Genomic DNA, 13,132 nt, shown 5'->3' with positions numbered 1-13,132 from the left:
GGCCTCCGCCGGGGCCAGGTCAGTCGGTCCCGACGGGCGGCGGCATCGTTCTGAGCCTGCTGACCGGTGAGACCAGCACACTGAGCACGAACAGGGCGCTGGCGGACGTGGACACCCACAGCGCGCCCCGTACCCCGGCCTGTGCCGCGATCGCCCCGGCGATCGGGCCGCCAAGTGCGCCGAGGCCGAACATGACGGCACGCACCGCGGCGTTCATCCGGCCCATTATCGCCGGTGGTGTGACCGTCTGCCGAAGGCTCATGATCAGGATGTTGACGATGCTGAGCCCGACGAAGGCCAGGAACCACGCGGCGGTGAACAGTGCGTAGACCACCCAAGCCGGGCCGGAGGCCGCCGGCAGCAGCAGCGACGGAACGAAGGCCATGATCAGGCCACCGGCGTAGACGTAGCCGAGTCGCAGCCGGCTCAACAGACGCTGGGACATCAAGCCACCCAGGATGCCGCCGCACGCACCGATCGTCAGCATCAGACCAAGCACGGAGGGTGGAACGTCCCGGATGCGCACCGCGTAGAGGATGAACATGGGTTGGGTGGCCGACATGAAGAAGTTCGCCATGCCGCCGACCACGGCAACCCATCGGACGTACTGGTTCCCCACGACGAAGCGCAGCCCTTCCACCAGCTCCGTGCCGGGCCGCCGCTTGGCCGGTGTGCTCGGCACCGGCTCGCGGGTGCGGATCAGCAGGAGGGACAGCACCGAGCCGAGGAAGGTGACGGCGTTCGCGGCGATCGCGACCGGAGCCGTCAGCAGGTTGACCAGCGAACCCGCCACGCCGGGACCGGCGGCATCGGCCGTCGCGGCCGTGGTGGTCAGTTTGGCGTTCGCCTCGACCAGGTATTCGGGCTCCCGAACCAGAGTGGGTACGAAGGACATCCAGCTGACGTCGAACAGCACGGCCGCCATGCCCACCCCGAAGGTGATCGCCAGGAGCAGCGGGACGTTCAGCGCGTCGAACGCCGCCAGCAGCGGGACGAGCCCAATCAGGATCATGCGGGTGACGTTCGCGCTGATCATCGCTGGTAGCCGCCGGTGCCGGTCGACCCACACCCCGAACAGTGGACCGAACAGCAGGTACGGCACCATCTGCAGGAAGCGCAGGATACCCAGTTCCTCGGGCTGCGCGTTCAGCGTGATCACAGCGGTCAGCGGCAGCGCGAGTACGGTGATCTGGGTACCGAACAGCGACAGCGTCTCGCCGGACCAGAACTTGAGGAAGTCGCTGTTGTGCCACAGGCTCGGTCTGGTCCTGGCAACGGCTGTGTCCTGCGTGGTCACGATGCATACCCCCGCGCCCGGGTCGCGGACACCTGCCGCAGCGCGTCCCGGATGCTCCGGGTGAGTTCCGACAGGCCGGCGTCATGCCACAGCGAGTGGTGGTCGCCCGGCACCGTCACCTCGCGAACGTCGTCGGCCAGCTCCGACCACCGTCGGCTCTCCGGCGGCGAGTCCTTCGCCTTGATCACCAACACGGGGCCCGGATGGCCGGGCGCGACCCGATGCTGGTTCAACGCCCGCACGTTGTTACGGAAGACCTCGAAGCGACGGTTCAACGTTTCGGAGTCCAACTCGTCCGGGAGCCAGCCGCGGGCACGTAGCGGCTCCCAGCCGTCCTCCCCGGACCCGTTCTCCGCCCAGACCCGCAGCGTCTCCGTGCTCCGGGCGCTGATGTCACCGAGGGCGCCGGGCGCGAAGGCGGCCACGAATCGGGCGCGTATCAGCCGGTCCGCCGGCATGGGCTCCTCTTCCGGCACCCGGGCGTCGACGAGCACGACCAACGGAACCAGGCAGCCCAGCGCCCGCAGCCGCTCGGCCATCTCCAGGGCCACGACGCCGCCCATCGACCAGCCGAGCAGGCACACCGGCCGACCCTTGCGGTCCGCGTCGACCACTTGGGCGTAGTGGTCCGCGAGATCGGCCAAGCTGGCCGGCACCACCTCGTCGCCGTCGTAGCCGACGGCTTCGATCCCGACCACCGGCCGGTGGTCGAGCGCCCCGGCGAGAGCCAGGTAGGTGTAGCAGGACCCGGTGGCGGAGTGTACGCAGTACAGCGGCGGCCCGTCGCCGTCGGCACCAAGCGGTACGAGGACGTCAGGAAGCATTGCCCGGCACCGTCCCGGCGCGTGCCGCCAGCAGGCGGTCCACCTCGGCCGCGATCACCCGTACCGTTGCGTCCGCGAACATCGTGCGCAGCCGCACCTTGACGCCGAACACCTTGTCCAGTCGGCTGACCACACGCATCGCCTGCAACGAGTTGCCACCGACCGCGAAGAACGCCGCGGTGGCGCTGACCCGCTCCACGTCCAGCACGGCGGCATAGATGCCGGCGACGGCCTCCTCGGTCTCGGTCGCCGGAGCGACGTACTCGTCGGCCGGGTCGGCCAGCACCGGATCCGGCAGGGCCTTCCGGTCGACCTTACGCGCCGTGGTCATCGGCAGCCGGTCCATGATCACCCAGGCCGTGGGAATCATGTACTCGGGTAACTGCTGCGCCAGGTGAGCGCGCAGGTCGGCCGGGTCGGGGATCCGCTTGCCGGCCGGCGAGGCGTAGCCGACGAGTTGGTTGTCGCCACGACGGTCCGGCCGCAGCGCGACCGCGGCGACGCCGACATCCTGGTGTGCGATGAGCGCCGATTCGATCTCCTCGAGCTCGATTCGCAGTCCGCGCAGCTTCACCTGGCCGTCACGACGGCCCAGGAACTCCAATTGGTAGTCGTGGGTCCACCGGACGATGTCACCGCTGCGGTAGACCCGGCCACCGGGGTGGAACGGGTCCTCGACGAACGCCGCAGCCGTCAGCTCCGGCTGGTTCAGGTAGCCCCGGGCCAGCCCCTCTACGCCGCCGATCAGAAGTTCGCCGGCCACGCCCCGGGGCGCCAACCGTCCGGCGGCGTCGACCACGTACATCCGGCGGTCGGTGAACGGCGCGCCGATCGGCGGCGCGGTGCGAGCCGGGCGGTGCGGGCACTCGTATGAGGTGCAGCCGACGGCGGCCTCGGTCGGTCCGTAACAGTTGATCAGCTGGCGGCCGGGCAGGTTCCACTTGTTGACCGTCTCGGCGGTCACCGCCTCACCGCCGGCCATGATCTTGCGCAGATGCGGGTACGGCCCGCTCTCGACCAGCGCGAGCATGGTGGGCGACATGCAGATGTAGCTGACCTGCTGCGCGCGCATCAGCGCCGCGAGCGCGTCGGGCGCAGACCCGGCTTCCTTGTCGACCAGGATCAACGTGGCACCGGCGGTGAGGCCCGCGAAGATCTCGCCCTGCGACATGTCGAACGCCAGCGCGGCCAACTGCAACATCCGGTCGTGCGGCCCGAGGTCGAAGACGCGCCGGTAGGAGGCGATGAAGGACTGGAGCGCCCGGTGCTCGATCAGGACACCCTTGGGTTGGCCCGTCGAGCCCGAGGTGTAGATGACGTACGCGAGCGAGTCGCGCCCCGCCCATTCCTCCCACGACGTGGAATCGACTCCCGCCGCCGCGATCGCGTCCCACTCCGCGTCGACCTCCACGACCGACCGGGACTGCGCCTCGGGGATACGGTCCCGCAGCCGGCTCTGCGTCAGCACGATCGACGCCGCGGTGTCCCGCAGGAGGTACTCCAGGCGGTCGGCCGGGTGGGTCGGGTCCAGGATAGCGAACGCGGCCCCCGCCTTCAGGACGCCGAGCAGCGCGACCAGCGCGTTGAGGTCGCGTTCCATCGCCACGGCCACGATCTGCTCGTGCGTTACACCGCGGCCGCGCAGGTAGGCGGCCACCGAGGCCGCCTTACGGTCCAGCTCCAGGTAGGTCAGGCTCGTGCCCCCGTACACGGCCGCGATGTGGTCCGGCTGCTCCTGGGCCCGTCTGGCGATCGCGGCGTGGACCGGCTCGGCACGGTGGGCCAGCATCTCGCCGGTACCGGCAGCCAGCAGGGCGGCACACTCGTCGTCGCTGAGGATCGGAAGCTCCGAGACCCGCAGGCTCGGCTGGGCGCACGCGGCGGTGAGGGCCCGCTCCAGGTGACCGACGAAGGCCTCGATCCGCCAGGCGTCGAAGAGGTCTGTCGCGTACTCGACGAAGAGCCGCAGCCGGTCCTGCGACTCCACGAAGGTCAGGGACAGGTCGAAGCGCGCACCGAGCGCCGGGGGGTCCATCGGTGCGACGTCCAGGTGGGGCAGGTCGAGGACGGTTCCGGAGGTGCGCTCACTCAACAGCTGCACGCACACGCCGAACAACGGGTTACGGCCCGGGTCGCGGTGCGGACGGACTCGGTCGACCACCCGCTCGAACGGGACGTCCTGGTTGTCGTAGGCGTCGAGCATCGTGTCGGCGAGCTGGGCCAGCAGTTCGTCGAACGAGGGATCGCCGGCCAGGCTGGCCCGCAGCACCACCATGTTGGTGAAGTAGCCGACCACATCCTCCAGATCGGGATCGCTGCGGCCCAACGCGGCCGTACCGATCGGGACGTCCTGCTCACCGGTGTAGGAGGACAGCACCACGGTGAGCGCGGTCGCCAGCACCATGAACAGCGAGACGTGCTCGTTCTCGGCCAGCTGGCGCGCCGCCATCAGGACGTTCGCGGGCAGGTCCATCTTGAGCGAGGCCGCGGAGAAGCTCGGCTCGGCCGGTCGCGGCCGGTCGCTGGGCAACTCCAGCGGAGGCAGCCCGTCGAGCTGCTTCTCCCAGTACCGCAGCTGGTCGTCCAGCCCACCGGTGAGCAGCTTGTCACGCTGGCGCGCGGCATAGTCCCCGAAACTGCCGTACGGCGTCTCGGTGGGCACCGGCTCGCCGCGCAGCGCGGTGTCGTAGGCGTCGGGAAGCTGCGCCAGCAGCAGGCTGGTGGACCAGCCGTCGGTCACGATGTGGTGGAAGACCTGGGACAGCACGTGCTCCTGGGAACCGAGCCGGAACAGCGTGAAGCGGTGCAGCGGCCCGGCGGCGAGATCGAACGGCGCGGCGGCGTGTGCGGCCAGGGCCTCACGCAGCCGTTCCTCGCGCGTCTCCGCGGGCTCGGCCTCCAGGTCGTCCACGGGAAGCGGCACCGTCGACACCGGCGCGATCACCATCGTCGGCGTGCCGTCCCCGCCCGACACCCTGCCCCGCAGCACCTCGTGACGGGCGACGAGCGCCGTCAGGGCCGCTTGCAACGCGACGACGTCCAGCGGTCCCCGGATCCGGTGCGCCGTCGCGACGTTGTACGTCGGCAGGCCAGGCACCATCTGATCGAGAAACCACAACTGTTCCTGGCCCACGGACAGCGGCATGCGCCCAGGGGGCATCGAAGCATGGTTGATGGTCATGGCGTTTGCTCCCAATCCTGCGGCGGCTGGCCGTGAGTATGTCCAGCCGGCGGGGGATTCTTATTGGACGTTCCTAACCTGGTCGGCCAGCCTCCCTCGCCGGGGCTTCGCACGCCGCCGAAGGGTCCTTGCAAGCGTTGCTCCGGTATCGTCGACGCTTTGAACAGCCGTACGCGCCTTGCGGCGGCACGACACAGGGACCAGCGGATGAGGCTTCCGTCTGACACCACCGTCGCGGCCTGGCAGCCGCCGGTGGCGGGGATCATCGAGGTCTTCCACGCCGAATATGCCAGGCACGAATACCCCGTACACACGCACGACGCGTGGACTTTGTTGATCATCGACGGGGGTGCGGTGCGTTACCAGCTGGACCATCGGGAACACACCGCCTGCGGCGCCACGATCACTTTGCTGCCGCCGTACCTGCCGCACGACGGGCGTGTCGCCGCACCCGAGGGCCTGCGCAAACGCGTGCTGTACCTGGACCGGACCCTGCTGGACGACACCCTGGTCGGTCCGGCCGCCGGCCATCCCGACCTGCGTGATCCACTGTTGCGGACCCGGGTCGGTCAGTTGCACGACCTGCTCGCCGAGGGGGGCGAGACCCTGGAGGCGCACTGTCGGTTGGCCCTGATCGGTGAGCGGCTGCGCGCCCACCTGGGCGGCGGATCCACCGAACCGCGCGTACGTCGCGAACCAGGGCTGGCCCGTCGTTTACGCGAGTTGCTGGACGAGCACACCGCCGAGGGCGTACGGCTCGACGAGGCCGCCGATCTGCTCCAGGCGCACCCGGTCCACCTGATCCGGGCGTTCCGCAGGGAGTACGGCCTGCCACCGCACCGTTACCTCACAGGCCGCCGGGTGGAGCACGCCCGGCGGCTGCTCCTCGCCGGGATTCCGCCGGCCGACGTGGCGACGGCGGCCGGATTCTATGACCAGTCGCATCTGTGCCGGCACTTCAAGCAGCTGGTGGGGGTCAGCCCCGCGTACTTCGCGCGGCTGAGCCACGGCGTTACTCGACCTCGTCCACGTCGAACTCCGCCAGCAGACTGAGCGCCTTGTGCTCCAGGCCGCGGAACCCGGCTTGCCGCGCGGTCCGGAGCGACTTCTCGGCCAGTGTCCGCTCCGCGGAGCTACCCCAGTCGGCCCTTATCTTGATCAGCCCCAGTGCCGCCAGCGTCTCCTGGTACGGGATCCGGGCCGCGGACGCGATCGCGTGCGCGATCTCGTACTGCCGCAACGCCTCGTCGCCGCGCATCCCGACGTCGAGGGCGCCAGCGAGCGCAGTGTGCGCGTCGGCCTTGGCACGGTGGTCGCCGAACTCGCGGCTGATGTCGACGGCGGCCCGGGCGGACTCGGTCGCCGCCTCCACTCGGCCGGCGGCGCACTGGATCCGCGCCAGTTCGGCCAACGCGGTCGCCTGGCCCAGTTGGTTGCCGCTCTCGCAGTGCATCGCCAGACCGCGTTCGGCGTGATAGGCCGCAGCGGCCGGGTCGCCTAGGGCGTGGTAGACACCGCCCAGGCTCGTCAGGGTGCTCGCCTGCCCCGGTGGTGAGCCGATCTCCGTGTACAACGCGTGCGCGGCCTTGTAACAGCCGACGGCCTCGTCCAGGCTGTGCATCAGCCGGTGGACGTCGCCGAGGTTCTCCAGGTTCACCGCGGTGCCCACCAGGCTCCCCGCCCGCTGGTTGTCCTCCAGGGACTGGGTGAACTTCTCCAGGGCCTCCCCCAGCTTGCCGACGTCGGCGTATACGACGCCGAGGTTGCACAACGCCGCGGTATGCCCTTCGAGCCAGTTGCCCTCCGCGCTCAGGGCTCTGGCCTTGGCCAGGTGTTCGAGCGCCTCCTCGAACCGGCTCATGCTGTGGCACGCCTGGGCGAGGTTGTGGTGCGCGGCGGCCTGCCCGAGCAGGTCACCGCTGATCGCCGCCGCGGCCAGGCCCGTTTCGGCCAGCACGAACCAGTCCCGGAACGGCTGCTGGATCCCGAGATAGCCGCGTAGCCAGTCCGCGATCAGCCAGGCTGGTTCGTACGAGCCGTCGGCCATGGCGCGTTGCGCTACGGCCACCAGGTTCCCTCGCTCCTCGTCCAGCCAGGCTTTCGCCCGGCGGTGGTCGGTGAAGGTGATCGGTACGTTCTCCTGGCGATCGGGGGCATCGGCAGCCGAAAGACCTGCGGATACAGGATCCTGGCGGCGGCGTCGATGACCGTCAGGTAGAAGTCGCAGAGCCGGCGGAGGGCCTGGCGCCGCTCGACCTCGCCGACCTCCGCCGCGCAGCGCCGTTGTGCGTAGAGCCGCAACAGGTCGTGGAACGTGTACCGGTTGTCCGCGACGGGCTGGATCATGTGCATCGCGGCGAGTTGGTCCAGAACCCGGTCGGCGTCCTCGTTGGATAGGCCGGTGAGCGCCGCGACAGCGCCGGTGGCGAAGTCCGGGCCCGCGAACGAACCGACCAGGCTGAACAGCCGGCGGGCCGTCTCGGGTAGCGCCTGGTAGGACAGGTCGAACGCCGCCTGCACGGCGATCTGGTCGTCGTCGGTCGCGGCCAGCGCGGTCAGCCGGTCCCCGGCATACAGCGCCTTGACGAAGTCGGAAAGCCGCTGGTTCGGCCGGTCCGACAAGCGCGCCGCGCTGATCCGCAGCGCGAGCGGAAGGCCGCCGCAGGCGGCTGCGAGGTCACGCAGCGCCTGGTCGTCGACCGCGCAGTCGTCGCCGAGCAGACCGGACAGCAGCTCGACCGCCTCGGGCTCGGTCATGATGTCGAGACTGACCCGCCGTGCCCCGTCCCGCGCCACCAGCCGGCTCAGGCGATTGCGACTGGTCACCAGGACCAGGCAGCGCGCCGAGCCGAGCAGCAGGGGTCTGACCTGGTCGGCGGAGGCTGCGTTGTCCAACAACACGAGGATCCGCTTGTCGGCGGCGATCGACCGGAACAGGGCCGCGGCGTCGTCGACGTCGATCGGCACCTCCTGTTGCGGCACGCCCAGTGCCTGCAGGAACCGCGCAAGCACCTCTGCCGGCTGCAACTGCATCTGGCCGGAGAAGCCGTGCAGGTTGACGTATAGCTGGCCGTCGGGAAACCGATCCCGGACGTGCTGAGCCCAGTGCGCCGCGAGGGTCGTCTTGCCGGCGCCGGCCGCGCCGGAGATCACGATTGTCCGCTGTCCGGAGTCGAGAAGCTGGTTCAGACGCCGAAAATGATCGGCGCGTCCGGTGAACCCGGGGGCATAGGCGGGTAGCTGGGCCGGTAACGCGGCCTGCGGCCGCGTGGCCGGCTTGTCGTCTGCCGGTCGGCGTCGCCCGTCGGCGGTGCCCAGCAGAATGGCCATGTGCAGGTCCTGCAGCGATTTGCCGGGATCGGAGCCCAGTTCCTGGGCCAGATGCTTGCGCGTGCGATCGAACCAGTCCAGGGCTTCGGCCGTACGGCCGGTGATGTAAAGGGCGCGCATCAATTCATGGACGAGTGATTCGGCGAGGGGCCGGGAGGGAATCATCATGGTCAGCTGGGAGATCACCGCTTCCGGTCGCCCGAGGTCGAGTTCGGTCGCCGCCCACATCGCCGCAGCGGTGGTCCGCTGGATTTCCCAGGAGTGCCGGACATTGCCGGCCCACATGGTGTCCAGGTCGGTCAGCGGGGTCCCATGCCACAAGCGCAACGCCTCGCCGAGGACCGTCGCGCGGCGGTGCTGCGGGACGTCCGCTCCGCCGCCCTCCCTGACGAGGTCCTGGAAGCGCAGTATGTCTACACAGTCGCGGGGCATGTGCAGCGCATAACCCGTCCCCAGCCGTTCCAGGCCAACCTGCTTCGACGCCGTGTCGGCCAGCAGCCCGCGAAGCCGTGACACGTGGGCGTACAGCGCGCTGCGCACCCCCTTTGGCGGTCGGTCCCAGATCCGGGCCGCCAACTCCTCCAGCGGGACCGGCCTGCCGGCATCGACAAGCAGCGCCGCCAATACAGCCCGCTGCTGTGCTGGACCGAGTTCCACATGGCGGTCCCCCACGCTTGCAGTCATCGGTCCGAGCAGCCTGATATATATGCCGCACCCCTCCTGCAACCAAACGCGGTCCACCCTGGCGACGCAGATCGACGGCCAATTGTGTCCCGCCGTGGTTCCGACGGCAAGAGCCACTCAAAGGATGAGCTTGGAATGCGTAACGTGTCCTGGATTACGGTCGCGCCGCGGTGATGGTATAAGAGACGGCTATCGCGGATCCGGTTCGATGTCACACGTCGATCGGTGTCGTATTGATCGGATCACCGCTGGCCGGACACCCTCAGGCCGGCGTCCAATGGAATTCCCGGCGCCCGCAATATGCATCGCCTAATGGCACGGGCGACAAGGGGCCTTCTCCTTCACTCGGGCGAGACGACGTAGAAGCGGGGCATCGGGAGCATCCGCAGCCGGAGCCGGGCTCCGGCGCGGCGCAGCTGCCAGGTGAGCGCGAGCAGCGCGGTGGCCAGGGAGATCAGCCCGCCGATCCAGATGCTCGCCCCGGCGCCGAACGTCTCGGCGACCCAGCCGATCAGCGGCGCGCCGACCGGGTTGGTGCCGAGGAAGACGAGCACCCACAGCGCCATCACCCGGCCCCGGAAGGCGGCGTCCGTGCCGAGCTGGACCCGCTGGTTGGCGGCCTGGGCGAAGAACACCATGAAGAAGCCGGCGGGCAGCAGCAGCGCCACCACCATCCAGTACGCCGGGGCGAGCCCGACCAGGGTGCCGAAGACGGCGCAACCGACCGCGGCGCCGAGCACCACCCAGACCGACGGGCGGGCGCGGCGTCCGGTACCGGCCAGCGCCCCGCCCAGCGCGCCGACGGCGAGGGCCGTGCTGAACAGGCCGAACGACGCCGCACCGGTGTTGAACACGGTCTTGGCCAGCGCGGCGAGGGTGAGCTGGAAGTTGAACAGGCTCATCCCGATCACCGACATGACCGCCATCGGCAGCAGCAGGTCGGGGCGGCGGGCGACGTAGCGCAGCCCGTCGACCACCCGGGCCGAGCCCCGCTCGGCGAGCGGCGGGAGCTCCGGGCGGTGCAGCTCGGACGCGCGCATCCGGACCACGTTGGCCAGCGGGCCCAGCGAGCTGACCGCCGAGAACAGGAAGACCGGGCCGACGTCCACCGCGGCGATGGCCAGGCCGGCGAAGGCCGGGCCGACGATCCGGGCGCAGTTGAACACGGCCGCGTTCAGCGAGAGCGCGTTGGGCAGCAGGGCGGTGCCGACCAGCTCGGAGACGAACGCCTGCCGGACCGGGGTCTCCACCGCGTTGGCCACGCCCAGCAGGGCGGCGAAGACGAACACGTGCCAGAGCTGGACCAGCCCGGTGAGCACCAGCAGGCTCATCCCGAACGCGAGCACGGTCCAGAACGCGTTGGCGACGAACAGCAGCAGACGCTTGTCGTACCGGTCGGCGAGCCGCCCGGAGATCAGGGTGAGCAGCAGCACCGGGGTGAACTGGAGCGCGGTGACGACGCCGAGCGCGGTGGCGGAGTCGTCCGAGAGCTGAAGGACGAGCCAGTCCTGGGCGATGAACATCATCCAGACGCCGATCAGTTTGATCAGCTGCCCGGACGCGAAAAGCCGGTAGTTACGGACACGCAGTGACTGGAACATCGTGTTCAGCTTCGCCTGCACCCTGGTAGCGCCTCCTCGGTCGTACGCGTCATCGACGATGGACGGCACGGACCGGCTGCGGGCGCGGTCAGGCGCGGGCGAGCTGCTGGAGGATCTCCGCAGCCCGCTGGAGGGTCTCCCGGTCGGACTCGCCGAGCTCGGCCAGCCGGTGGGCCAGCCACTCGTTACGGGCCCGCTCGAACTGGTCGAGCACGGCCCGGCCCCCCTCGGTCGCCGCGAGGATGACCTGCCGGCCGTCGGTCGGGTGGGGGGTGCGCTGCACGAGGCCGCGCTCCTCCAACTTCGCGACGATCTTGGTCATCGTGGGCGGTTGCACCCGCTCGACGTCGGCCAGCTCCCTGGGGGTCAGTGCGCCCGCCAGATTCAGGCTGGTGAGCGCCGAGAGCTGGGTGACCGTCAGGTCGCCGACCGGCCGGGCCTGGCGGACCCGCCGGTTGAGCCGGGTGATCGCATCACGCAACTGGGGGGCCAGCTGCGCCGGTGGCACGCGTTTCGCAGTCACCGTCCGCTCCGTCACGATAGTTAGCCTAACTAATGAGCCTGGCTAACGACATGCGATATGACCATGCTCACCTGCGGAACTTCCGCCCTGTGGGGCCGGAGTGCCCGGATCCGACGCGCCGGCCCACAGGACCACGGTAGGTGGCTAGTAGACCAGGGACTCGATCGGGCTGCGCGCGAAGTAGACGACGAACAGCGCCGCCACCCCGTACAGCAGGGGGTGGATCTCCCGCGCCTTGCCCTTCGCCAGCTTGACCACCACGTACGTGATGACGCCCGCGCCGATGCCGTTGGAGATCGAGTACGTGAACGGCATCAGGGCGATGGTGAGGAACGCCGGGATCGCGATCTCGTAGTCCGTCCAGTCGATCGTCCGCACGGCGGTCATCATCAGGAAGCCGACCACCACCAGCGCCGTCGAGGCCGCCTCGAACGGCACCACCACCGACAGCGGGGCGAGGAACATCGCCAGCAGGAACAGGACGCCCGTGATCAGGTTGGCGGCACCCGTACGCGCGCCCTCCGCGACCCCGGCCGCGCTCTCGATGTAGGAGGTGTTGCTGGAGACGCTCGCCGCGCCACCCGCCGCCGCGGCGATCGAGTCGACCAGCAGGATCTCCTTGGCCCGCGGCGGGGTGCCCCGCTCGTCGAGCATGTTCCCCTCCTGGCCGATGGCGACCATCGTGCCCATCGTGTCGAAGAAGTCCGTGATCAGCAGCGTGAACACGAACATCAGCGGGATCAGCCAGCCGACCCGGCTCCAGGAGTTCAGCACGTTGAACTGACCGAGCAGGGACAGGTCGGGGACGTCCACGATCGTCTTCGGCAACTCCGGCACGTTCAGCGACCAGCCCTTCGGGTTGGGCTTGCCGTCGACAAAGGACGGGCCGACCTTGGCCACCGCCTCCACGATGATCGCCAGCACGGTCGAGGCGAGGATGCCGATCAGGATCGCGCCCCGGACCCGACGGACCACCAGCACGATGGTGAACAGCAGGCCCACCACGAAGACCAGCATCGGCCAGCTGACGATCCGGCCGTTGACGCCGAGCCCCACCGGGACGGTCGTGTTCGCCACGTCCGGAATGCGCCGGACGAAGCCGGCGTCGACCAGGCCGATGATCGTCAGGAAGAGGCCGATGCCGACACCGATCGCGGTCTTGAGCTGGGTGGGCACCGAGCGGAACACCGCGGTACGCAGGCCGGTGAGCACCAGGATCGCGATGATCACCCCCTCGATCACCACCAGACCCATCGCGTCCGCCCAGCTCATCTGCGGGGCGATCTCGTACGCGACGAGCGCGTTCACGCCGAGGCCGGCGGCGAGCGCGATCGGGAACCGGGCGACGACCCCCATCAGGAGGGTCATCACGCCGGCGACCAGCGCGGTCGCGGCGGCGATCGCCGGAATGGCCAACTTCTTTCCGTCGCCGTCGACGGCTCCACCGAGGATGAGCGGGTTGAGCACCACGATGTACGCCATCGTGAAGAAGGTCGCGAATCCACCCCGCACCTCACGGCTCGTCGTCGAACCGCGGGCGGTGATCTCGAAGAAGCGGTCGAACCCGTTGCGGGGGTGGGCGGGATCGGGTGGAGTGCCTTTGTCGGGCGGCGCAATGGCCATCAGGGTCCTCGCAGGTGATCTTCCGTCTGTCGCGCGCATCGTCGCAGATCACGGGCCACGCGGCAAAAG

General features: G+C 69.6%; 9 protein-coding genes. 1 reads left to right on the top strand and 8 read right to left on the bottom strand.

Features of this window, described 5'->3' with window-relative positions; genetic code table 11:
* Positions 1–19: 19 nt before the first annotated feature.
* From JD77_RS14735 to JD77_RS14725, 3 genes are read right to left on the bottom strand one after another with little or no spacing between them, the layout of a single operon-like run.
* Complete coding sequence (locus JD77_RS14735; RefSeq protein ID WP_211372565.1) at positions 20–1,297, bottom strand: MFS transporter; 1,278 nt, start codon at positions 1,295–1,297, stop codon at positions 20–22.
* Positions 1,294–2,121, bottom strand: a complete 828-nt coding sequence (locus JD77_RS14730; RefSeq protein WP_145774908.1) for a thioesterase domain-containing protein — start codon at positions 2,119–2,121, stop codon at positions 1,294–1,296. Before JD77_RS14730 ends, JD77_RS14735 begins: the two co-directional genes overlap by 4 nt.
* Positions 2,111–5,266: a non-ribosomal peptide synthetase gene (locus tag JD77_RS14725; RefSeq protein WP_145774907.1), complete on the bottom strand. Its 3,156-nt coding sequence runs from the start codon at positions 5,264–5,266 to the stop codon at positions 2,111–2,113. The genes JD77_RS14730 and JD77_RS14725 overlap by 11 nt, the downstream gene beginning before the upstream one ends.
* A gap of 243 nt (positions 5,267–5,509) precedes the next feature.
* On the opposite strand from JD77_RS14725, the gene JD77_RS14720 reads away from it, so the two are divergent.
* Positions 5,510–6,355 carry a helix-turn-helix transcriptional regulator gene (locus tag JD77_RS14720; RefSeq protein ID WP_145774906.1) on the top strand — a complete coding sequence of 282 codons (846 nt, stop codon included), beginning with the start codon at positions 5,510–5,512 and terminating at the stop codon, positions 6,353–6,355.
* Here the strand turns inward: JD77_RS14720 and JD77_RS14715 are convergent.
* From JD77_RS14715 to JD77_RS14695, 5 genes are all read right to left on the bottom strand, one after another.
* A complete protein-coding gene (locus tag JD77_RS14715) occupies positions 6,315–7,370 on the bottom strand; it encodes a tetratricopeptide repeat protein (protein WP_145774905.1) in 1,056 nt (351 codons plus the stop codon). The two genes, JD77_RS14720 and JD77_RS14715, sit on opposite strands and share 41 nt — an antisense overlap.
* Positions 7,361–9,316, bottom strand: a complete 1,956-nt coding sequence (locus JD77_RS14710) for an AfsR/SARP family transcriptional regulator (RefSeq protein ID WP_145774904.1) — start codon at positions 9,314–9,316, stop codon at positions 7,361–7,363. The genes JD77_RS14715 and JD77_RS14710 overlap by 10 nt, the downstream gene beginning before the upstream one ends.
* A gap of 341 nt (positions 9,317–9,657) precedes the next feature.
* Positions 9,658–10,938, bottom strand: a complete 1,281-nt coding sequence (locus JD77_RS14705) for an MFS transporter (RefSeq protein ID WP_145774903.1) — start codon at positions 10,936–10,938, stop codon at positions 9,658–9,660.
* A gap of 67 nt (positions 10,939–11,005) precedes the next feature.
* Entirely contained in the window at positions 11,006–11,455 is a 450-nt protein-coding gene (locus JD77_RS14700) for a MarR family winged helix-turn-helix transcriptional regulator (RefSeq protein WP_211372563.1), read from the bottom strand.
* A gap of 129 nt (positions 11,456–11,584) precedes the next feature.
* Positions 11,585–13,063, bottom strand: a complete 1,479-nt coding sequence (locus JD77_RS14695) for an NCS2 family permease (RefSeq protein ID WP_145774901.1) — start codon at positions 13,061–13,063, stop codon at positions 11,585–11,587.
* Positions 13,064–13,132 lie beyond the last annotated feature (69 nt).

This window comes from Micromonospora olivasterospora (assembly GCF_007830265.1).
Taxonomy (GTDB): domain Bacteria; phylum Actinomycetota; class Actinomycetes; order Mycobacteriales; family Micromonosporaceae; genus Micromonospora; species Micromonospora olivasterospora.
Note: the sequence above shows the minus strand (reverse complement) of the source record. Positions and strands in the feature narration are given on the sequence as shown.

Coding starts and splice junctions, on each gene's coding strand:
- JD77_RS14720 (WP_145774906.1), top strand. CDS start 5,510: ATGAGGCTTCCGTCTGACACCACCGTCGCGGCCTGGCAGCCGCCGGTG.
- JD77_RS14710 (WP_145774904.1), bottom strand. CDS start 9,316: ATGACTGCAAGCGTGGGGGACCGCCATGTGGAACTCGGTCCAGCACAG.
- JD77_RS14695 (WP_145774901.1), bottom strand. CDS start 13,063: ATGGCCATTGCGCCGCCCGACAAAGGCACTCCACCCGATCCCGCCCAC.
- JD77_RS14725 (WP_145774907.1), bottom strand. CDS start 5,266: ATGCCGCTGTCCGTGGGCCAGGAACAGTTGTGGTTTCTCGATCAGATG.
- JD77_RS14730 (WP_145774908.1), bottom strand. CDS start 2,121: ATGCTTCCTGACGTCCTCGTACCGCTTGGTGCCGACGGCGACGGGCCG.